This is a genomic window from Flavobacterium sp. PLA-DH12, assembly GCF_059511845.1.
The window spans coordinates 131,071-154,886 of sequence record NZ_JCAMPD010000002.1; the positions used below are offsets into that span (position 1 = coordinate 131,071).

The window sequence follows — 23,816 nt, forward strand, 5'->3', positions numbered from 1 at the left end:
CCTCTAAAAAAGCCCTTTGCTTTTTGCTTCTTTGACCAAATCTTGATCAGAACCGTTTCTTATTTTTAGCAGTTCCATTAAATGTTTTTTTCGTTTTTGAATTGCATTTAGAGAAATCGGAATATTTTCCAGCATTTCATGAATTGGAGTTCCTTTATCCAAATGAATTAATATCTGTTTATCGTATTGATCTATCTCGATTGCATTGTGCGTGGATTGATTCAGCATTTTTATAACCGATTGGCTATAATATTTCTCATTTTTCATGACTTTATCAAAAGCTAGAAGCAATTCGTCAAAAGTAAGGTCATTTTTAATGATTAATCCATTGGGCTGAATCGTTCTGATAATGGTTTTAATTTTCAGCAATTCGGTATACATCGTCAAAAGTATAATCTTGCAAGAAGGCATTTTCTTTAAAAGCAATTTTGCCAAATCTTCGCCAGAAAAAATCTCTTTTTCTTCATACGGAGGCATACTGATATCCAAAAAAGCAATATCAAAATCAGGTGTGTTATTATTTTCTATTATATCATAACCTGATCTACAATCGTGTGCTTGCGAAATTAAAAACCCATATTGCTTTGGATTATAACGAGTTATAGCATTTTTATATCCTTCAATAATAAAAGGATGATCATCTACTATTAGAATATTCTTAGTAACTAATTGTGGAACTGAAGCTGGTAAATCAAATGTCATTATGCAGGTTGTTATTTGGCTCTATTGGGATTTTTATGGTCAGAATTGTTCCTTCTCCTTTGGCAGATTTTATGGTAACTGTTCCCTTACACTCTGTTGCTCTATATTCAATATTATGCAGACCAATTCCGTTCTTAGTCTTATTGGCGTTAAATCCAATTCCGTCATCTTCGATTGTTAAAACCAGATTATTATTTACATTTTTAAACGCTACTCTAATAATATCAGCTTTCGCATATTTATTACAATTCTGGAGCCCTTCTTGAACAATTCTATACAAATTAATTTTGGCCATATTACTTATTAAATCCCATTTAATCTCAGGATCAAAAACAGTAATCAATTTCGAGCTATACGTATTTATCTGATTTTCAAATAGTTTATTTAAAATCGAAACAAAATTATTAATTAATTCCGATTTTTCTCTATTTAAGTCATGCGAAATTTCGCGAATATCCTGTTCAACATTTTTTAGTTCAGCAAGATATTTTTTTCTTTTAGAAATAGCTTCAGATTCGTCTAGTTTATCTAAGCTATCAAGGCTTATTCTAATACCAAACATCCGTCCTAAAACACCATCGTGCAATTCCTGCGCCACCTTTTTCTTTTCTTTTAATCTCGTAAGCTCAATTTCGTTTTGTTGCGAAATCATCAAATTGTAAATATCTTCATTTGCAATCTGCTGCTGCTGCTTAAAAAGAAGTTCACGGTTTTTGGCCTGTTGCGTTTTATAAACATAAAAAAACAACCCGAGCAATGTACAAATACTAAATACATAAACCAAAGTTTTATTTTTTTCCTGAAGACTGGAATTCTGATCTTTAATTTCGTTGGTTTCGTATTCAATACGGGAAAATTTTTCTCCCATTTTGCGCTCCGCTTTAAGCATTTTATCATTCAATTGAATATATTCTTTCGAATAAACAGAAGCGTTTTTTGGATCGACAATTGCGATTTGCTGGAGAGCACCTAAGGTATTAGCTAATTTATCTGTACTTCTAGAAATGTCTAATGCCTCTTTTGAAAATTGTATTGCTCGCAAGGTATCTTTTTTAAAAGCATAGTATTCGGACAGATGTATTTTATTTAATACAACTCCTGATTTGAGTCCTAAACTATCTCTAATCTTTAAGGCATCATAAAACAATTTTGGCATGCTTTCAGATTCTTTTAATTTAAATTTTGAATAAGCCAAATTATCTAAAACAATAGCATATAAAGTCGTATTTTCTTGATACAAATTTTTCTGCTCTATACTTTTTTGAAAATACAATTTTGCTTTATTATAATTATGCATTCTCAAATAAACAAACCCAATATTGTTTAATGACGTTGCCTTCAACTGATAATCTGACGGAATCGATTTGTCAGATAGAATATTCAGTGCTAATTCATGAAAATCCAGAGATTTATCAAATTCTTCTTGCTCATTGTAAAGTATCCCCAATAAATTATAACAATCATAAAGCTGATTATTTACATTTGTTTCTTTCTTTAAAATTCGGAGGGCTTTAAAAACACTAATTTCACTTTCAAAATAATCCCCCTCATTATACTGAAGGTTTCCTTTGCTTACAAAAGTTTTAGCTAAATTTAATTTATCATTAATCTTTAGATAGATCTTTTCTGCTTTAAAATAATTCAAGAAAGCACTGTCAGATATAGATTGACTTTCATAATAATCCCCTAAATAACTGTAGGCTTTTGCCATGTGTACAGAGTCTTTCGAGTTTTGTGCCCTCTCTAAAATTAATTTTGTAGTTTGTTTATAAGACTTCCAATCATTCATATTGTAATATCGATTGGCTATTTTAAAAAGATTGACTTTATTTAATGAGTCATCTTTTTGTCTCATAATTATCGCAAATGCTTTTAGATTATATCTTTGCTTATATTTATATGGGAGACTGATATCATTAGCTAATGATAAATAAGAAGATAGGCTATCTTTTGATAAATGCACATCTTTATCACTTTCGGTTTTCTTGGTACAACCAAAAAAAACAATGCATAAAAAGAATAATATTAGCAGTTTGCTTTTCAATAGCTTTTTGGAGTTTCACCAAAAATACTAAAACTATGGACGAAAAAAAAGGCTGCCAAAAAATTGACAGCCTTTTCTTTATATTTCTAATTTTCTTATTAGTCTACTTTTACTGTAGATCTTGTATATTGACTATCTGCATTAAAGTTGTTTGAAATGTTTTTAGTTTGAGCAAAGTCATCTCCTTTACGTCTTCCGCTTGTACCATGACCAGTTCCATCTGTATCTGTATCAAAAATATCGATACCTTTTTTTGCTGATGAATTAGAAACTGTTGGGTTTGCAAAAGAAGTTGCAACTATTACTAATGAGAATAATCCGAATGTTAAAGCTGTTTTTTTCATGACCTGAGGTTTTATATGTTTTGTATTATTTTTTGGAGATGATTCGCTGTCTGCTGCGAATCAGATTGTAAAACTAATACCGGGGTCAAAAAAAATTTATACGAAAAATTGGGTTTATGGTAAATCATACCCAATTGATAGTCAATGGATAGCAAATCCGTGTAAACATCTAGTTTTTAGACTTCTAGATAATTTCCTGCTGCAAAATCGGCAATAATCTGCTCTACATTTGCTCTATAGGTTTTAGAAAAAGGAATCTTTTTTGTGGAATTTTTTATGTAACAGATTGAGTTTCCGCTATGAATCCTCGAAATATAGTTTCGATTTATCACATAACTGTTATGAATGCGGATAAAAGGATACGTCAAAACACTTTCAAAATGCTTTAACGTTTTAAAGGCCGTAATCATTTCACCACTATTCAAATAAATATCGGTAGAGTTATTGTCGGCTTGAAAGTAACAGATATCTTCAGCATTTAAATACCGGTAATCTCCATACGATTTTATACAAATGGTTAATGGTCTTTCGATATTTTGAGGAATCGTTACGTTATTTACATTATCAATTACGATAGAAGTTGGCTCTTCTAGAAATTGCGGTGTTTTGCTATCCAAATTGGCTTTTTTAAGCCTTAAAACCGATTTTAGAAGCTCAACATGCGCAACAGGCTTTAAAAGATAATCAAAGACACCATATTGAATTGCATCAAAAGATTTTTCTTTTGTATTTGTAGTAATTATAATTTTGGGAATTTCCTGAAAGAAACGGTGCAATTCGCTTATAAAAGCCAAAGACAAATGACTTGACAGATTTTTGGGTTCGATTTCGAGAAAAATCAAAGCTGGTTTGTTTTCTAAAACCAAGTCTAAACCTTCTTGAAAATTTGAAGCCGAAGCCATAAAAGATAATTCTGAAAAACCTGAAGCGGTTGTTTGGGTTTTCAAAATACTCTCAGCGTCATCATCAATTATAATATACGAATACTTTTTCAATTTTGGGTTTTGTTGGTTTTCTCACGGCGCAATCATACTCAAAAAAAAGCTTTTAATTGCAATGTGGAGAAAAAAAATTGGTTTTTGCGCTAATACAAATTTAAAATTACGCATTTAAGCTTTTTAAACATTTCATTGTTAACACATTAAGTCAAAATGTTGATACATAAGGATGAAATGCAAAAAAAACCGATAAAATACCTGTTTTTTAAAATCAAAAATCCCAAACTCCTTTATGGAATTTGGGACTTCTATAATAAACTGTAAAGATTACATTCTCATTAACCAGTTTTTCATCGAAACTTCGTTTTCGATAATTCCTCTTAATTCAGTAATTTTTACTCGATCTTGTTTCATTGTATCTCTATGACGAATTGTTACTGTTTCGTCTTCAAGTGTCTGGTGATCTACTGTAATACAGAAAGGCGTTCCTAAAGCATCTTGTCTTCTGTAACGACGTCCTACAGCATCTTTTTCATCATAAGCCACATTAAAATCCCATTTCAAATCTTCGATGATTTTTCTTGAAACTTCTGGCAAACCATCTTTTTTAACTAATGGCAATACTGCCGCTTTAGTTGGCGCTAAAACTGCCGGTAATTTTAAAACTGTTCTTGTAGAACCGTCTTCTAATGTTTCTTCTTTTAATGAAGTAGCAAAAACTGCCAAGAACATACGATCTAAACCTACAGAAGTTTCTACTACGTAAGGAACATAGTTTTCGTTTAATTCTGGATCAAAATATTGCAATTTTCTTCCAGAATATTCTTCATGCGCTTTTAAGTCGAAATCTGTACGCGAGTGAATTCCTTCCAATTCTTTAAATCCGAATGGGAAATTAAATTCGATATCAGCTGCTGCGTTTGCGTAGTGCGCTAATTTCTCATGATCATGAAAACGGTAATTTTCTTTTCCTAACCCTAAAGATAAATGCCATTTTAAACGAGTTTCTTTCCAGTACTCGTATGATTTCATTTCTTCTCCTGGACGTACAAAAAATTGCATTTCCATTTGTTCGAACTCACGCATACGGAAAATAAATTGTCTTGCAACAATTTCATTTCTGAAAGCTTTACCTGTCTGAGCAATTCCAAAAGGAACTTTCATACGGCCTGATTTCTGAACGTTTAAGAAGTTCACAAAAATACCTTGAGCCGTTTCTGGACGCAAATATAAATCCATTGCATTCTCTGCAGATGCACCTAATTTTGTTCCGAACATTAAGTTAAATTGCTTAACCTCTGTCCAGTTTTTAGAACCAGTTTCAGGATCAGCAATTTCAAGCTCTTCAATCAATGCTTTTACATCGGCCAAATCACCTGCTCCCAAAGAACGACCTAAACGCTCTCTGATTTCTTTTTCTTTAGCTAAATATTCAATTACACGAGCATTTGTAGTTACAAATTCTTGTTCGTTGAATGCGTCGCCAAAACGAGCTTTTGCTTTGTCAATTTCTTTTTGTGCTTTTTGGTGAATTTTTTCAGCAAAATCTTCAACCAAAACGTCAGCTCTATATCTCTTTTTAGAATCTTTATTATCAATTAATGGATCATTGAAAGCGTCAACGTGACCAGAAGCTTTCCAAGTTGTTGGATGCATCAATATTGCAGCATCAAGGCCGACAATATTTTCATTCATTTGAACCATTGATTTCCACCAATATTCACGGATATTCTTTTTTAATTCAACACCGTTTTGTGCGTAATCGTATACAGCACTTAAACCATCGTAAACTTCGCTTGACGGAAAAATAAATCCGTACTCTTTTGCGTGCGAAACCACATTCTTAAATATATCTTCTTGTTTTGCCATAGTGATGCAAAAATATAAAAAGTGTATTAACTTTTTGTATTTAATTAAACTTTTACATCTTTAAATGTTAACTGGTTAGAAATAAAGATATTTATTGAAATTGTATTTTTGAGACATTTCATTTTCTTAAAACTGTATAATCTTAATTAGATATAAGTTAAAATAAACCAATCATTTTTTTATAAGAAAAAAGTATATATTTTTGTAAGAAAAAATAATACTATTCTTATGAAAAAAAGCATTTCCTATTATTCACCTATAAACTCAAGTTTATATAAAGAACTTAACATCTCCGCATGGAACTCTTGCGTAGATAACTATGAAAAAGAAAATCACAAAGAATCATTGGTAGATTTTCTAAATTATCTTGATCCCAATATTTACGAACAATACTCAAATCCAGAGAAAACTATTTTTACCATTCCTCATGGTTCCTCAATTATTATTTTAAAGATAGAAAACAACCATCTTTTTATAGAAGCTCCATTTATAAAATTACCTGAGGCTAAATTTATTCCAATTTTAAGAAAAAGCAGCGAAATAAACTTCTCATACATGACTCTTCCTAATATTAAACTACAGGATAATGAAATGAAGTTTGTGTATGATATGCCTTTAGAGCTATGCAATCCGTGGAAATTATATGACATTTTAAGAAATATAACCTTCAACGCTGACAAATATGACGATGAATTTGTGACAAAATTTAGTGCTGAACGTATTGTAGAACCAATGGTGGGCAACTATGATAATGAAAAATTGGCCGAATACCTAAAAGTATGCAAAGAAATTGCGATTGAAAGAGTTGAAAACATACAGCATTTTGAAACCAAAAGAAATTTAAATAATGCTATCGACAGTGTTTTTATTGGAATAAATCAAATTCGTTTATACTGCAATCCTACTGGTATTCTTTTAAATAAAATGGACGAAACCATTGACATTATATACGATCGAAGCATCAATATGATTGATAAGTTGAAGGCTGGAAGAGTATTTTTCAAATTTGTAGAAGAAATTCTAATTGAAGATTTTAATGATTATTGCAATGTAACTTTCAATTTAATCTCAAATAAAAGAACAACAAACAGAACGCAGCTTGAAAGTTGGGTAGAAGGATATCTTGAAAATTCTGAGGAAGACTATAGTGTTGAAAATTTTACAGAATCTGCTTTTAATAGCTATTATGCCTTGTATTATGCTTTGTCTTACTTTAATATTGAAAGTAAAGATGAAAAAGTAATGCTGTATGGGCTTCAAGAAGCATCTCAAAAAAGCTGGCAAGAAGCTGCTGAAATTTTAATTGAAGTCCTTGATTTCTTTTACCAGAATACAGGCGAAGATTTTATTTTTAAAAATACTCCCGAGCCAAACAATCCATTAGATGATAGCACACAAAACATTCAGGAGTGTGTAAAACAGTATAAAAATATGCTTTCAGGATTTTTGTCAGGATTTGGCAAATAAGAATAATAAAATTACATCAAAGTTTAATAAAAATGAAACAACAATCAATATTTAAAATAAGAACAGCTGCTGGTTCTGGATCGGCATTTTATTTGTCTGACATTAATGCGCTAATTACCAACCATCATGTTGTTGAAGGTCATAAAAAAGTTTGTGTAGAAACATTTGACAAAAATAGCTACGAAGGAACTGTTGTAATGATCAGCCAATCTGAAGACATTGCAATAATAAGAGTAAATGAGGATTTTTCTAATTTACCTGAGTTAATTTTATCAGACATTTCAACATTAAAATCAAGAGATGAAGTCTATGCGCTTGGATATCCTTATGGGTTGCCTTACACAGAAACTAAAGGAATTATTTCTGCACCTGATCAGCTTTTTCAAGGAAAAAAATACATTCAAACAGATGCACCAATAAATCCAGGAAATTCTGGAGGACCTTTAATTAATAGCGCAGGAGAAATTGTAGGAATCAATACTTCTAAATTTACAGATGCTGATAATATTGGTTTTACAGTTCCTGTTGATCGTCTTTTAACGATTTTAGATATCTACAAAAAAGAAAATCCCGAAAGTTTTTCGGTTGTATGCAACAGTTGCAGTTGCTGCATAGAAGAAGAAACGGAATACTGCGATAATTGTGGGGTTGAAATAGACAAAAACCTGTTTAGTGAAAACGAAATTACGGAGTTGGCCCAAAAAATCGAAAGCGGTATGATTACAAAAGGAATTAATCCGATTTTAGCAAGAGACGGATATGAGTACTGGCAATTTTACCAAGGAAGTACATTAATTAGAATCTACATTTACAATACAAATTTTGTTTGCGCAAATTCCCCAATCAATGAACTTCCAACAGGAAATCTTGAGCCAATTATGAGATACATTTTATCTAATGAAAATTTCCCTTATAATCTTGGAACCTGGGAGAAGACCATCTATATAACATATAGAACACATTATACAGATCTTTTTAATAAAAAATATGGGCAACAGGAATTAGACAAATTAATTGGACTTTCTGAAAAAGCTGATTTTATGGATAATTATTTAAATGAAACTTACGGATGTGGATTTGCAAGCACAGCCAAATTAAACAGTTAAAAAAACAAGCTTTTATCTAAAACCTAACAGAAATTTCTGTTAGGTTTTATTAACAATTCTAAGAGTCAGAAATGTTTACTTTTATTATCGATCTCTTTTTTCCGAAAGTTTGCTCCGGATGCCGTTCTCTTTTAGTGACAAATGAAACAGTTTTCTGCACCAGCTGTCGACATGAAATGCCTCTAACCCAATATCATTTAGATCTAAAAAATGAGGCTGCAAAAAAGTTTTATGGTAAGATCGATATTCAGTTTGCTTCTGCATTTTTGTATTTTAGTAAAAAGGGAATGGTGCAAGAACTCATTCATAATTTAAAATACAAAGGTCATCAAGAGATAGGAACTGTTTTAGGAAATTGGTATGCCGAAGATTTAAAAAAACTTCAACTCGAAATTCCATTTGATGTCGTGATTCCAGTTCCACTTCATAAAAGAAAATTTAAGGAACGTGGCTACAATCAAGTCACTACTTTTGGGAAAGCAATTGCCCATGGTTTTGAAGTTCCTTTTAATGAAAAACTATTGTTTCGTAAAGTATATTCTAAAACCCAATCAAAAAAAAGCCTTTTAGGCAGGTCTGAAAATATAGAAAACATTTTTGATGTCGAATTCAATGAATCCGATCATCACAAACATTTTTTAATTGTAGACGATGTTTTCACAACAGGCGCAACAATTGAAGCCTGTTCTCGGGCGTTATTAAAAATTCCAGGCGCTAAAATTAGTATGATTTGTATGGCGATGGCGCATTAAGGTTTTAAGCTTTCAAGAATTAATTAATCAGTATTTTTTTTATTTCTTTTCTGTTGCCATCAGTAACTGTTACAAAATATAGACCTGAAGGAACACCTGGCAATTGAATATCTTGAATAAAATATCCTGATCCTTGAAAAGTTCTATCGTAAACATATTTTCCATTAATATCATTAACGTAAACTTTAATCTCACTTACCGAATCTCGATCAAATTGTACTGTAAAAGTTCCTTTGTTTGGATTTGGATATGCAACAAAACTAACATTCTCAAAATCATCATTTCCTAATGTATAGGTTTTAGAACAAATATTTACTGACGCAGAATTTATTGTTCCCAAAGCTCCTACAGCATCATCAAGAACTCTAAAAGTCCAATTTCCTTGTGGATTTTCTCCATTAAAAGCGCTTAAAACAGTCGAAGGAATTACAATCTGACTAGTAGTTGTGTTACAGTTTAAAGCAGTTCCGCTATCATCAAATTGCAAAGCTAAGGTTGAATTTGTATTTCCACAGTTTTTATTAAATAAAGTTACAATTGTTCCGCTAGGGCTAATAACCTGCATGGTAAGATCCGAAAATTTCTCATGTTTTACATTTACGGAAACATTTACATCTGAAATAGATCCTGTTGAAGAAGGCACAGAAACTGTTCTATTTACATACACATTGTCACCGGTTGAATATCCTCCACCAAAATTATAAGAAGAACAATCTGTTGAAACCGTATATCCTACAGCAAATGGTTTACTATTTACAGCATAATAAATATTGCCAACTGGCTCTATCAAAAGTCTGCAATTTGTAGAAGCCTCAATTTCTGGAACCAATATCGTTTCTGAGCCATCATTTGGAGTATTAGAAGCCAAGACAACCGGAAATGTTAATCCGCCATCAATTGACAACTTAATATTGACATTTGATGACCCTGGAAGTGTGTTTGTATTATTTACATTCCAAGTAATTGTTTGTGCAGACTCTTTTGCCCAACCCAAATTATCGTCTGCTTGTGAAGTCACTGCAAATGGCCCAGCGGCAGCACTTACCGTTACGATCATCGCGTCTGTATTGGTTTGCCCCTTTCCTTCTGCAGCATTGTCTCTTCCTGTAAGGGTAAAATTCATTGTTTTGGCAATAGAAGAAACAGATTCCCAACTTGTGGTCAGCTGATTATTTAATACAGAACTTAAAGCAGGCATGTATCGAACAGGTGAAGTTGTTGGAGAAAAAGACCTAAACATTGGTCCGTCTGGTTTTGTAGCATACGTCAAACTCTTATTGCCAAAAGTTGTTATAGCACTATCGTATTGCTCCCAAGTGTATGTTATGGAATTTCCCTCTGGATCAGAACCTGTTCCGGTTAAAATAAATGGTGTGCTAATTGGAATCGTATAATCTGAACCTGCATTTATGACTGGCGGATTATTATCAACTATAGATGTAGAAACCGGACAAGTTTTTCCTGCTAAATTACTCTGTATCTGACTAATACTTGCATAAGAAAAATAATCGTCTGAGTGACTTTGAACATCATAATCTGTTACTCCCGCATACCCCATAATAGTTGAACCGCTTCCTGGTTCGTAACAGGTTCCATAACCTTCATTTGCATGCGAAAAAGTATGCGTACCTCCAAGCTGATGCCCCATTTCATGCGCCACAAAGTCAATATCAAAATTATCGCCTTGGGGTCTTCCATCTGCTGGAGAGGTAAATGCACTGCCTTTTCCTAGAGGTTGGCTAGAAGTAGGGCTCACGCAGACACAACCAATACAGCTTGCATTTCCTCCTCCGCCTGAAGCGCCAAATAAATGGCCAATATCATAATTGCCTTCACCAATTACAGTCGTTAATGTTGTCTGCACTTCTTTTGGCCACGCAGGATTGTCATTGTTAGCACCTGCTGATGCAATAGAATAAGGATCTGTAGAAGCGTCTGTATAAATTATAGCATCATTATTTGCAATTAAAATCAACTGTACTGCAAGATCTCGATTAAAAATACCATTTACTCGAGTCAAAGTGGCATTCATTCCAGCTAAAGCTTTCGCCTTTGTTCCTCCAAAATAAGTGGTGTATTCTCCTGTACAAGATAGCGCCAATCGAAGTGTTTTAAATTGTTTAGAGTTTGAAGCTGTTTTTGCAGTAGTAGAAGGTTTATTGTCAGAAAACGAATTTGGCGTTTTACAATCCAAAAGCTTTTTTGACGCTACGTTGTCTGCCGATTTATACAAAACATATTCCGATTTATTATCTGGATTCTGTTCAATATATTCTGTTGGTTTTGATGGTCTAAAAACCATCGTCTGCATTCCGATTGGAGCTACGCTAAAATGTATTTTAGCATTTTTATCATCTATTCCTCGCCCTACATAAGATCTAATTTCGGGATATTTTGCCTGTAATTCTGGATCAAAATTAGAGGATTCCCAAACCGAAAAACGTTCCAAAATTCCATCAGTATTTGGAATCGTAATTTCTGATGTTGTATTTTTCGCTGTTTTATTTGATGCCGAAGCTAGTTTAGAACTAAGAAGATTTTCATTTAATTTATAATATAATTTAGCAGAACTTACATCATCAGCTTTTCGCAAAAGCGATGAAGAAGTTACCTTCTGCCATAGAACATCTTGTGCATTGATATTTGCAGAACAAAAAATTAAAAATATATAAAGTAGTTGTTTTTTCATACTCTTAAGATATAGTATCAAAATTACTTCAATTAATTTGAAATCATATTATCTATACGACAATTATTGCTTTTTAATCGACGAGTCGTCTTATTTTTACAAAAAGATAGGTTACGCATTAAAATTCGATTTAGCATAGCATTAAATTTAAAAGAGAATAGTATAAATTTGCAGCATCTTAAATAATTTGTTTTGAAGCTCTTTCATTCTATAAACGATTTTCAGTCAACCAAGAAAACAATTTTAACTCTTGGTACCTTCGACGGTGTGCATATTGGTCATAAAAAAATTCTCGAACGAATTACGCAGCAAACTGAAAATGGAAGATATGAAAGTCTTGTTCTAACTTTTTTTCCGCATCCAAGAATGGTTCTTCAGGAAAAATCTGAGATAAGATTGTTAAACACTATTGAAGAAAAAATAAAGCTTTTGGAAGCAACTGGTATAGAAAACCTAGTTGTCCACCCTTTTAACGAAAGTTTTTCAAGATTAACTGCCGAAGAATTCGTTCGAACGATTTTAGTAGAAAAATTCCAGATTCAAAAAATTATTATTGGCCATGATCATCGTTTTGGTCGAAATAGAACTGCAAATATTGATGATCTCATTGCTTTTGGATTTGAATATGGATTTGAAGTTGAGCAAATTTCTGCTGAAGAAATTCAAGATGTTTCGGTTAGTTCGACCAAAATCAGAAAAGCTTTAAATGAAGGCAACATGGCTTTGGCCAACGAATATTTAGGCTATAGCTATTTTCTAAACGGAACGATCGTAAAAGGAAAACAACTTGGAAGAACTATTGGTTTCCCTACAGCAAATATTCAGATTGAGGAAGATTACAAACTGATTCCAAAAATTGGTGTTTATGTTGTGAAAGCCATTGTAAACGGTGAAACTGTTTTTGGAATGATGAATATTGGTTTCAACCCTACTGTTAATGGCGAAAAACAAACTATAGAAGTGCACTTGTTTAATTTTGACAAAGATATTTACGATCAAAAAATTGAAGTTTCTTTATTGCATTATATTCGCGAAGAACAAAAATTTGGTTCGATAGATGCTTTAAAAGCACAGCTTAATCAAGATCAAACCGATTCTTTGGCTTTTATAAACTCTACATTAAAAAACCAGACTGCATAGTTTTTATTGTTTTTAAATCATCGTAGTTATTTTTTTAGTAAATTTGATAGAACACTGTTTTTCAAATATTTACTATTAACTTCTAAAAAATAACCACTATGAAATTACCTAAAGAAATTACCAACGGGTTTTTGATTTTCCTCGGAATTGGCATTTATTTTTTATTAATGAATGTACTAGGTTTAGCAGATTTGTTTTATTTGAGAACACTCAACGTTTTCTTTATATTCTATGGCGTTAATAGGACTATGCAGATGAACCTTCATGAAGGTGAAACCAATTTTGTTTCTAATGCTGTTTCTGCAATGGCAACTTCTGTAGTTGGTGTAGCACTAAGCATATTTGGTCTGTTGGTTTATAGCTACGCTCGAGGCGGAGATGCTTACGTAAGAACTTTATCTGAAACATTTATGTTTGGAGGAAATCCATCGGTGCCAACTTATTGTATCTGTCTATTATTTGAAGGAATCGCTTCTTCTGTAATCGTTACTTTAATGATGATGCTGTATTGGAATAATAAATATGCTGCGGATTGATTTTTTCAAATCGATTAGATTAAAAAAATTAGTCTAAAGAGCTCAATAATTTCAACAAAATTTTTTAAATTGCTTATAGCTCAGACTATAAGCAATTTTTTTATTTAATAAAATGAAGTTAAAACAAATAGAAAGGGTTAAAAAAATCTCCAAAGAAGATTTTGTTTCCCATTATGTAAAAAAACAAATTCCTGTTGTTATTGAACAATTGACCGAAGATTGGCCAGCTTATAACAAATGGAAATTATCTTATATAAAAGAAATCGCAGGAAATTCAATCGTTCCTTTATACGACGACAGACCTGTAAACCACGAAGACGGATTTAACGAGGCGCATACCACCATGAAAATGAGTGAGTACATCGACTTATTAGAAGAAAAACCTACCAATTACCGTATTTTTCTTTATAATCTAATGAAAGAGGTTCCTTCGTTAAAAAACGACTTTTTATGGCCCGATATTGGTTTGAAATTAGTGAAGCAAATGCCAATGCTGTTTTTTGGAGGAGAAAATTCGAGGGTTTTTATGCATTATGATATTGACTACTCGAACATTCTTCATTTCCATTTTCATGGCGAAAAGCAATGCATGATTTTTCCTCCAGATCAGTCTAAATTTATGTATAAAGTTCCTCATGCCTTAATTTCGAGAGAAGATATTGATTTTGACAATCCTGATTATGAAAAATTTCCAGCACTCAAAAATGTCGAAGGTTATATCACTAACTTAAAACATGGTGAAATGCTGTATATGCCTGAGGGATACTGGCATTACATGAAATATCTAACACCAGGATTTTCAATGAGTCTACGCTCTTTTCCAAAAAACATTGTCAATTTATCTAAAGCAGCGTATAATGTTTTTATTATGCGCCATTTTGATATTATGATGCGAAAAATTCAGGGGCAAAAGTGGATTGACTATAAAAACGAAAAAGCTGTTAAAAATACGCATCAAAATTTGCAGCGCACCTTTTAATAAAAAAGCGGTTGAGATTTTAAAGCCTCAACCGCTTTTCATTTTATTGGAATACTATTTTCCTTGTAACCGTTTTTCCGTTATCTAAAGTCATTTTGACGAATAATACTTGAGGTCCCGATTGAAAGTTTGTTATAAGCCATTCTTTGTTTCCAATTTGTTTTTTAAGATATAATAATGTACCTCCTGTATCATAAATAGCAGCTTCTTGAAGATTTTCCTGTTCTGAAATAGATTGCAATTTGATATTTTTATCTTTAACAGAAACAACTATCTGCTGATTCTGATTATCAAAATCTTCAATACCAAGCGGTTTATCATCCTTATTTGTGTATCGTAATACAAAACGATTAAGAAAAGTTCCTGGTGCCGATGTAAAAGTATAACTACCCGTTTTAAGATTATGAATAGTCTTTGTTACATTGTCTTGCAGGTAAATATCCTGAGTACTTAAATTCCCATCAGTATGATCTATCGCCATTGTAAAATTACCTTCTGGAATTGTCGATTTATATCCTAAAGGTATCGTATCGGAAACAACAAAAGGTACGGCTCTTCCTTGGATAACTAGTTTTTTACCTTCATTTATACTATAAAAATCAAGATACGGATTTGCGTTCATTGTCGTTGCATCGTAACTATTATCCCACGAGTTAGTGGCGCCAGTTATATACCCGATAAGTAATTGCTTAAACGCTCCTTGTGTATTTGTCAAATTCAACCAGACACGATGTTTTTCTTCATCAGTATCAGCTTTAGATTTAAAAAACTGACTGTTAAAACTAGCAACACGCATCGAATTTGTATAGACAACACTCTGACCCGTTAAAGTTTTAGCAAAAAAACCTTGCCCCGAAGCAATATATCCTGCTGGTGGAACTTTATTTCCTGGAGACGATGCTCCTGTTCCTTCCATTTGTCCTACATCTACCTGTCCTGATAAATTGTAATAGGCAAAATCAGTGCTAGTGTAAGTAAAGGTATTACTGCCTGGTATTAGAGTAGGAAGGCTATTATGTGTCCAAAAATACAATGTCCCGTACAAACGATCTGCATTGTCATGAATAAATTGATCTGCATAAATCGCTGAAGGATATGGATTTCCTAGAAAAACTAATTTTCCAGCTACAGTGGTTGGTCCCGAAATAGTTCCATTATTTGGTACACCAACGAATTCTCCGCCAAAAATTTGAGGATCATTCAAATCATAAGATTGAGGAGCTCTAATACTATAACCATTTCCCTTTACCATTTCTCCTGCTCCATTATCAATTAATATCCATCCAACAGATGAATCATATCTGTGAAATTTGTCCCACAGCGTATTCGGAGACAAATCATGTAATGTAAATGCTGGATCACGGGTTACTGGAGAAGACCAATAGGTAACATCATAACGTCTTACAGGAGTTGTATTTCTTTTATAGGTAATATTTCCAAAATTCGCCACATCTGAAACTTGCACCAAACTTGAATTATTTTCAAAGACAAAAACTCCATTACCTAACACATTCACTTCATTGGTTACCGTAATTGTATTGGTGCTTTCCACAATCAAAGAACCATTATTTTGAATCGTTAATCTGCTAGCAAAAAAGCTTCCGTTTGTTCCAGAAATTATCGGATCAATACCTACATCTGGAATATCAATACAATCTGTTGCAACAGGAACTCCTGTAGGTGTCCAGTTAGCGGGGTTTGCCCAATTGGCATCAACACTTCCATTCCATGCTTTAGTCACAAAAGCATTTATTGTGACGGGTGTTGGTTGTGATTCGCATCCTGATGTATTATTTTTTACTTGCACATTATAACCTCCTGAAGATAAACCTGCAAATACTCCTGAAGTATTACTAAAATCTACTCCATCGATACTATAAGTATATCCAGTTCCTGAAGCCGGAGAAGTTACTGTTATTATCCCCGTATTGTTTACACAAGTTGGAAGTTGGGTAACAGAAGCTACGGGTGCGGTTACAACCGGATTTACTGTTAAAGAAACTGCCTGACTTACTGGGCAGCCATTAGAAGTTGTAATTGTCATGACCCCATTATAAGTTCCTGCTACGGTATTTGCTGGAACATTTATATTGACAATTTCTCCCGATCCCGAACTAAAAGGAAATGGTGTTGTGCCTTGATCGGTTAAAACAACCCAGTCAATTGCATAATTCGTTGGAGATCCTGTTGTCGAGTTATAATTTAATGTAGTAGTCTGCGCCAATGAACTCTGACAAACCGGAGTAAAGACTCCTGATGTGCTTATAGTTGGAAGACTGTTAATTGTTAGTGAAATTGCTTGTGTCGTTTGACATCCGTTTGATGTGAAAATTGTCATTACTCCACTATAAGTTCCAGCTGCTGCATTGGCAGGAACACTAATATTATTTACATTTCCTCCCGCAGAATCAAAAGAAAAAGAGGTAGTAGTTTGATCATTTAAAATTGCCCAATCTATTGAATAGCTAATAGGCAAACCAGCTGTGGCAGAATATGGCAAAGATGTTGTTTGTGCTAATGCATTTTGGCAAATTGGAGCTAAATTTCCTGATGTTGTAATTGTTGGAGACGAATTAACGGTTACTGTAAAATTACTTGGTGTCGAAATACATCCATTCGTATTTTTTACCGTCAAGGTTCCCGTATAAGTTCCCGCTGCAGTTCCCGCTGGAACAGCAATACTTATTGGACTGGCGGTTAAAACGGCATCTGCAACTGCTAAAAAATTATTCGTAGGGCTCGTGTTCCAGACAATGCTGTAAGATGCTGGCGAATTGGCGGGAGCGCTATAGCTTAAATTAGAGGTCTGAGCTGCAGCATTAAAACAAACCGCGCTAGCTGTTCCAAGCGTGATTGATGGTAATGAATTTACGTTTACTGTAAAATTACTTGGTGTCGAAATACATCCATTCGCGTTTTTTACCGTTAAGGTTCCTGTATAAGTTCCCGCTGCTGTTCCCGCTGGAACGGCAATACTTATCGGACTGGTGGTTAAAACGGCATCTGTAACTGCCAAAAAATTATTCGTAGGGCTCGTGTTCCAGACAATGCTGTAAGATGCTGGCGAATTGGCGGGAGCGCTATAGCTTAAATTAGAGGTCTGAGCTGCAGCATTAAAACAAACCGAGCTGGCTGTTCCAAGCGTGATTGATGGTAATGAATTTACGTTTACTGTAAAATTACTTGGTGTCGAAGTACATCCATTCGCATTTTTTACCGTTAAGGTTCCTGTATAAGTTCCCGCTGCTGTTCCCGCTGGAACGGCAATACTTATTGAATTGGCTGTTAAATTTGCATTTGTAATTGTCCCAAAGTTATTAGGCGGATTTGCACCCCAAGTAATACTATAGGTTGTTGGTGAATTGGCGGGAGCTGTATAAGGCAATGTTACATTTTGTAGAGCCGCACTTGTACAAACTCCAGCTATACTGCCTAATGTAATTGCTGGTAGCGGATTTACTGTAACATTAAAACTATATACTATTGATGTACAGCCTGCTGCATTTTTCATCGTTAAATTTCCTGTATAAGTACCCTGTGATGTATTGGCAGGTATTGAAATATTGATTGGACTTGCCGGTAAAGCTGCATTTACAACTGGCAAAAAACTATTTGTTGGACTTGCATTCCAAGTTATGCTATAAGTAGAAGGAGAATTGGTAGCGTTACTATACGGCAATGTGGTACTTTGCAAACTTGTACTTGCACATACTGCAGTTGTTGCACTCAATGTCAATGTTGGTTGCGCTCCAACTACAATATCTACATAATTGTTTGAAGAAAATGAAGAAACACAATCTACAGAAGTTAAAGAATTAACTGTTATTCTACTTGACCCTAAAAGATTTAAACCAGCAGCAATGAAATTTCCTGAACCTCCTGGAGACAGAACTTCCATTGAAGCCGTTAATGTAGCCGATGGACTACTTGTACTGTAGTTTACTGTATATATACCCGCAGGCAAACTTGCTGGTGTGCCAGTAAGTTGTACCTGTGAAGTTGTCCCCGTTGCCGTACAAACATTTGGTGCTGATATTGAGGTAAAACTATACGCTTTACAAGTATAAGTAATGCTAACATAACCTTTTGCACCACTTCCTCCGTTATATAAAGTTGCTGCCCCTATTAAAGGTAAAGAACTAGCCGCTCCTGAACCTCCTCCTCCATATTCCTGTCCAGGCTTCCCCGCACCATTTGCTCCTAAAAGACTAGAATAACCAACCCCTCCTTTTCCTCCTTTTTGCAGGCCAAGATTGGCTGCATCTCCACCATTTCCAGATGAAAGAGCTAAATTGAGCAAACTATTATACCCTGTTCCCGAAGCTCCTCCATTTGTCGCTGTAATACTTCCTTTAGCACCTGTAGTAGCAGGCGTTGCAACAGGAGGATTATCTCCTGTAGTTGGAAGATTGGCAACACCACCAGCTCCCCCTGGCGCGTAAAAAACTCCAGAAAAACCTGTTATAAAAGATGGTCCACCACTGGCTCCATTACCTGTTCCGCCCGCACCGGGAGCACCAACAACAACATTTAAAGTTGGTGCTGTTATTCCTGTAATATTTCCTAAAGCATAAGCCCCGCCGCCGCCGCCAGGAGCACCTCTTCCCCATCCTGAGCCCGCAAAAGCGGCTCCGCCTGCACCTCCGCCTCCCCAAGCTTCTACAGTAACAACATCCATACCTGCTGGAAGAGGAAAAGAAGCATTACTAGAAGGAACTGCATGTACTATAGTTTGTGCTTTTGAAGAAGTATAAAAAAATGATAAAACCAAAATCATTATGATTTTAAATTTCCAACTAAATTCTAAGGGTTTTCTAATATAAGTTACTAAAGTTGAAAAGCTGAAGAAACTCAGCACAGTAAGTAAATCTTTTTTCATCTTGTGGCATTTTAGTAATTGAAAAATAAATTCAAACTCAAAAAGATTAATTGCGAAATCTGGGAGACTTAATCGTTTAAAGCATATTTTAGGCTATGATTTTTATAGAGTCACAATTAATTAAAGGCTGATAAAATGACCGTTTTAAAGCTTTCGCTTTTTAAGAAAAAAATACATTAGAAAAGGCTTATAAGGAAACGGCATTTAATCGAATTAATTTGCATTTAATCGATTAAAACCTTAAACAAGGTACGATTTTGTTTACATTAAAATCATCTCTACAATACAAACCTCTTAATTTTAACACGTTTGCGCTAAAAAATACATAAAATAGGAAAAAACTGTTAATTTTCAACCAAACAACTCATTAACAATGAAATACAAAAAAACCCTCTGCTTTTTACACAGAGGATTTACAATAGATTATTTACTGTTTCTTTTAAAAAACTACTTTTTTAGAAACAGATTTTCCATTTTCAAAAATGACTTTTACTAATAAAACTTGATGCGAAGAGAACAAATTTTGAATTGATATTTTTTTACTTTCAAGCTGATTCTTTTTGTATAATTCATTTCCTGAAATATCAAAAATTATAACCTCATTGATTTTTTCATCGAACGATTCAATATTTATCACATGATTTTTATTTGATATTAAAATGCTCTTAGAAATGTTTTCAAAAGTTGTAATTCCTAAATTTTTATTGGCATAAATTATTGAAAACCGATTGTTAAAAGTTCCTGCTTCAGAATCAAATTGATATGCACTTTCGGAAAGATTATGACATTTATTTAGCGTTTTATCCACTAAAAAAATACTGATTTCATCAAATAATGGGTCTTGGTGGTCAATCTCTAAATTCAAAGCCGTTTTAACAGTCGTTTTATATCCCAAATTAATAAAATCACTTTCTGTCCATGGCATTGCTCTTCCTTGAATTACCAATTTTTTATTCTCTAAAACGCTGTAAAAATCAATTTCTTGACTTGAACTGAGAATTACCGCATCATAATAGTCTAGAGAATTGGAAGCTTCCTTGTCATAACCTAATAAAATTTGTTTTAGGGCATTTTTCCCATTATGGAGATTAAGCCAAAATCGAAATTTCTCATTTTCGACTTGACTTTGAGAACTAGGTCTAAAAAAGCTGCTATTATGAGCTTTGATTCTCATATTATTATTAAACTCAATAACACCTACTGTTTTACTTTGTACAAAAAAGCCTTGCCCAGAAGCTATTGTGCCATCTGGTGTTGTATTATAATTTTCTGAATTTAAAGAAGAACTTATTCCAACACCTCCTAAAAGATTATATACCACGCAGTCATCTGCTGAATATTTGCCATTGGAAGGAGGTGTGCTATGCGTCCAAAAATAAAGAGCACCGTGTATTTTTGAAGAATTGTTTTTTATAAAAAGATCTGCATTTATGGCCGAAGGATATGGGTTTCCTATCAGATAAAGGCTATTTACTACTTTAAACTCAGCATCTATTTTACCATTGTTCGGAATCCCTTTAAAAGTCCCCTCAAATATTTTGCGATCAGTAATTGAATAATTTTGCGGAGCCCTAATACAGTAACCTTGCCCAGGAATCATATCCATAGTTCCATTATAATCGATTATCCAGTTAGAAATTGGGTCATGCCAATAGAATTTATCTCCAAGAGTATCTGGTGAAAAATCTTTCATTGTTTGCTTATCAACAGGCGAAGACCAATAGGTCATATCATAACGGATTACCGGTTTTGTTTTTCTTATTAAATGAATAATTCCTGTATTTACCATATCATCATCTGACTGATATAAACTTGCTGCATCTTCTAAGACTAAAGTTCCAGAACCAGTATATGCAAACTCTACTGCGAGAGTATTTTTTTCTAACAAGGTCACGGTCTTACCTTGATCAATATTGCAACCGCAAATAGCAGTACTGGTTAGTTGCGGGAAATTCTCTTTAAAATATACATCTTTTCCTGCTGATGGCGGGCCGTTTGACCATATCTCGCCATTCCAAACTGTAGTATTTACACAAAGTTTTAAACGAGCGACTCTATGTTTTGATATACCTGCAACTGAATTAAAATTACCTCCAATAAACAATTTATAATCTGCACTAAATTTCATATCAAACAGGGTGTTATTTAAAGGCGCAGTAAAAGAATTATCAAAAACTCCAGAAGGCATCAACCTAATAAGTCTGGAAGATGCCGTATTATTGTATGTTCCCGAAAAAGCTCCTCCAACCAAAATTCGGTCATCTGGCTGTACTAAAATTGAACGGACATCTCCTTTACTAAAACCAGTTCCAGATTCAAATGCATTATCAAGACTTCCATCACTATTTAGCCGAACTATTCTTTTTTCAGGAATGCCATTAAACGTTAAAAATGTTCCTCCAACAATAATTTTTTTATTTGATTGGAGTGCCAATGCATAAACATATTTATCAAAACCATTTTGAATATTAAAGCTAGAATCAATACTGCCATCAGAATTTAGACGAACTAAACCAGAAAAAGACTGTGCATTAAAAGTTTTAAAATGCCCCCCAAGAAGAATCTTTCCATCAGATTGTATCAATATCGCTTCAATAGTTCCATCGGCGCCCAAACCAATATTAAAACTGGTGTCTTTTGAGCCATCTGGAAGAAGTCTTAAAATCCTATTCAAACTTGTGCCATTGTATTTTGTGAATGCGCCTGCAACAATTATTTTTTGGTCATTCTGAATTGCCAGGGCGTAGACTTGGGAATTAAACCCGTCTCCGCTATTAAATGAATTATCGATTTCTCCATTAGATAAAATTCTAACAATCCTGTTACTGTTTATATCATTATACTTTGTAAAATTTCCTCCAATAATTGCTTTCCCATCAGTCTGTAAGGCAATTGTTTTTACTAAGTTATTTGCACCAGATTTTCCAGTATTAAAGGATGGATCAAGTGAACCGTCTTCTAACAAACAGGTTATTCTTGAAACTGGTACTCCATTGAATTTACTGAAATTACCCCCAACAATTGTTTTTTGATTTGGAAGTGGTAAAAGACTCAAAACAGAATTATCAAAACCTATTCCTGATGACAAATAACCAATATCGTGTTCGCCTTCGTTATTAATTTTAGCCAATCTGCCTTGATTGAGACCATTAAACACATAAAAAGATCCTCCAACAAACCAAGAACCTTCTTCGTCAAATTCTAGACATAAAACAGATGCAGAAGAAGGCCCAGAGCCAATATCAAAATTTGATTTTACGGTTCCATCCGGATTTAGAAAAACTAGTCTATTAACATCGTTGCTATTGTACAAACCTGTAAAAGATCCTCCTACCATTAAATCTCCGTTTAAATCTATTTTTAAGGTTTGAACTCCTTCTTTACTAAAACCTAATCCTGTTTGAAAACTTTCGTCTTTTGTACCATCTATATTTAATCGAATAAGACGATTGGCTACAGCATTATTGAATGTGGTAAAGTTTCCTCCTAATACGATTTTTCCATCAGATTGCAATGCGATGGCGTTAACATCATCATTAAACCCATCCCCACAATTAAAAGTAAAATCGAAACTGCCATTACTATTTAAGCGTACAATTCTATTTGCCGAAATTCCATTAAACGTGATAAAATTACCTGTAAGAATGACTTTTTCATCATCTGTTATCTTAACATGAGTAATATTTAAAGTTGAACCAGAACCAGTCAAAAATGAAGAATCTAGTGTTCCGTTTGGAAGCAAACGAGCCACCCGATTTACTGTTGTATTTGTATATTTTGAAAAGCTTCCAACAATTATTATTTTCCCATCTGACTGCATTGTAATGTCATAGACAATTCCTGTTGTCACTCCTACCGTAGTATTAAAAGTTGGGTCATAAGATCCATCAGAATTGAGACGGATAAGTCTTCCCGCATTGATTCCGTTATACATTGTAAAATTTCCTCCTAAGATAATTTTACCGTCTGGCTGTAAATATGATGCGTAAATTTTGCCATTAAAACCTGTACCTGTATTAAAACTTTCATCAATAGATCCGTTAGGATTTAAACACGTAAGATAAGAGACTGGAAATCCGTTTAAACTAAGATAATCACCTCCAACAATCAAACTACCATTTTTTTGTAAGAGAAGAGTTCGTACAGCTCCGTCAAAACCGTCTCCGTTTTGTCCGTCATCAAATGCGTTAAAAGTATGATCGACTTTACCCTGTTGTGCAAAAAGACTTGAACCAGGAATGAGCAAAAGTGAAATTAAAGAATAAAATAAATTTTTAATCAAAACAGTATAATTAAAGTTAATTTTGTAAGAATTAAGCTAAATTTATAAAGTTAAGGTAATATGCGCAATACCAAGATTTAGGGATATTT

The 23,816-nt window shown here is 33.6% G+C and carries 14 protein-coding genes; 6 read left to right on the top strand and 8 right to left on the bottom strand.

The genetic code is table 11. The features are described 5' to 3' along the window. Positions 1 to 3: 3 nt before the first annotated feature. From AC5ZCW_RS03795 to AC5ZCW_RS03815, 5 genes are all read right to left on the bottom strand, one after another. The gene (locus tag AC5ZCW_RS03795; RefSeq protein WP_496118037.1) at positions 4 to 702 is read right to left on the bottom strand and encodes a response regulator; all 699 of its coding nucleotides are present in this window, start codon (positions 700 to 702) and stop codon (positions 4 to 6) included. Next, positions 692 to 2,557 carry a tetratricopeptide repeat-containing sensor histidine kinase gene (locus AC5ZCW_RS03800; protein WP_343540968.1) on the bottom strand — a complete coding sequence of 622 codons (1,866 nt, stop codon included), beginning with the start codon at positions 2,555 to 2,557 and terminating at the stop codon, positions 692 to 694. The genes AC5ZCW_RS03795 and AC5ZCW_RS03800 overlap by 11 nt, the downstream gene beginning before the upstream one ends. Positions 2,558 to 2,844: 287 nt before the next feature. Continuing rightward, a complete protein-coding gene (locus AC5ZCW_RS03805; protein WP_496118040.1) occupies positions 2,845 to 3,090 on the bottom strand; it encodes a hypothetical protein in 246 nt (81 codons plus the stop codon). Between the two features lie 176 nt (positions 3,091 to 3,266). After that, the gene (locus AC5ZCW_RS03810) at positions 3,267 to 4,085 is read right to left on the bottom strand and encodes a LytR/AlgR family response regulator transcription factor (RefSeq protein WP_496118042.1); all 819 of its coding nucleotides are present in this window, start codon (positions 4,083 to 4,085) and stop codon (positions 3,267 to 3,269) included. 270 nt (positions 4,086 to 4,355) lie between these two features. Continuing rightward, positions 4,356 to 5,897: a glycine--tRNA ligase gene (locus AC5ZCW_RS03815; RefSeq protein ID WP_343540963.1), complete on the bottom strand. Its 1,542-nt coding sequence runs from the start codon at positions 5,895 to 5,897 to the stop codon at positions 4,356 to 4,358. 228 nt (positions 5,898 to 6,125) lie between these two features. On the opposite strand from AC5ZCW_RS03815, the gene AC5ZCW_RS03820 reads away from it, so the two are divergent. From AC5ZCW_RS03820 to AC5ZCW_RS03830, 3 genes are all read left to right on the top strand, one after another. Next, positions 6,126 to 7,364 (top strand): type III secretion system chaperone family protein, encoded by a 1,239-nt coding sequence (locus AC5ZCW_RS03820; protein ID WP_496118044.1) that lies wholly within the window; start codon positions 6,126 to 6,128, stop codon positions 7,362 to 7,364. A 32-nt stretch (positions 7,365 to 7,396) separates the two neighbouring features. Next, positions 7,397 to 8,470 (top strand): trypsin-like peptidase domain-containing protein, encoded by a 1,074-nt coding sequence (locus AC5ZCW_RS03825; protein ID WP_496118046.1) that lies wholly within the window; start codon positions 7,397 to 7,399, stop codon positions 8,468 to 8,470. A gap of 71 nt (positions 8,471 to 8,541) precedes the next feature. Then, a complete protein-coding gene (locus tag AC5ZCW_RS03830) occupies positions 8,542 to 9,222 on the top strand; it encodes a ComF family protein (protein WP_496118048.1) in 681 nt (226 codons plus the stop codon). A 19-nt stretch (positions 9,223 to 9,241) separates the two neighbouring features. Here AC5ZCW_RS03830 and AC5ZCW_RS03835 read toward each other — a convergent pair whose 3' ends face one another. Further along, entirely contained in the window at positions 9,242 to 11,911 is a 2,670-nt protein-coding gene (locus AC5ZCW_RS03835; protein WP_496118050.1) for a zinc-dependent metalloprotease, read from the bottom strand. 192 nt (positions 11,912 to 12,103) lie between these two features. Between AC5ZCW_RS03835 and AC5ZCW_RS03840 the strand changes: the two genes are divergently transcribed. From AC5ZCW_RS03840 to AC5ZCW_RS03850, 3 genes are all read left to right on the top strand, one after another. Continuing rightward, positions 12,104 to 13,051: a bifunctional riboflavin kinase/FAD synthetase gene (locus AC5ZCW_RS03840; protein ID WP_496118051.1), complete on the top strand. Its 948-nt coding sequence runs from the start codon at positions 12,104 to 12,106 to the stop codon at positions 13,049 to 13,051. Between the two features lie 98 nt (positions 13,052 to 13,149). Continuing rightward, positions 13,150 to 13,587 carry a hypothetical protein gene (locus AC5ZCW_RS03845; RefSeq protein WP_008465451.1) on the top strand — a complete coding sequence of 146 codons (438 nt, stop codon included), beginning with the start codon at positions 13,150 to 13,152 and terminating at the stop codon, positions 13,585 to 13,587. A gap of 112 nt (positions 13,588 to 13,699) precedes the next feature. Next, on the top strand, positions 13,700 to 14,566 hold the full coding sequence (locus tag AC5ZCW_RS03850; RefSeq protein WP_496118053.1) for a cupin-like domain-containing protein: 867 nt from the start codon (positions 13,700 to 13,702) through the stop codon (positions 14,564 to 14,566). Positions 14,567 to 14,609: 43 nt separating this feature from the next. Here AC5ZCW_RS03850 and AC5ZCW_RS03855 read toward each other — a convergent pair whose 3' ends face one another. Together AC5ZCW_RS03855 and AC5ZCW_RS03860 are read right to left on the bottom strand one after the other, a co-directional pair. Beyond that, positions 14,610 to 19,445: a DUF8693 domain-containing protein gene (locus AC5ZCW_RS03855; RefSeq protein ID WP_496118055.1), complete on the bottom strand. Its 4,836-nt coding sequence runs from the start codon at positions 19,443 to 19,445 to the stop codon at positions 14,610 to 14,612. Between the two features lie 439 nt (positions 19,446 to 19,884). Then, positions 19,885 to 23,727 (bottom strand): DUF8693 domain-containing protein, encoded by a 3,843-nt coding sequence (locus tag AC5ZCW_RS03860; RefSeq protein WP_496118057.1) that lies wholly within the window; start codon positions 23,725 to 23,727, stop codon positions 19,885 to 19,887. Positions 23,728 to 23,816 lie beyond the last annotated feature (89 nt).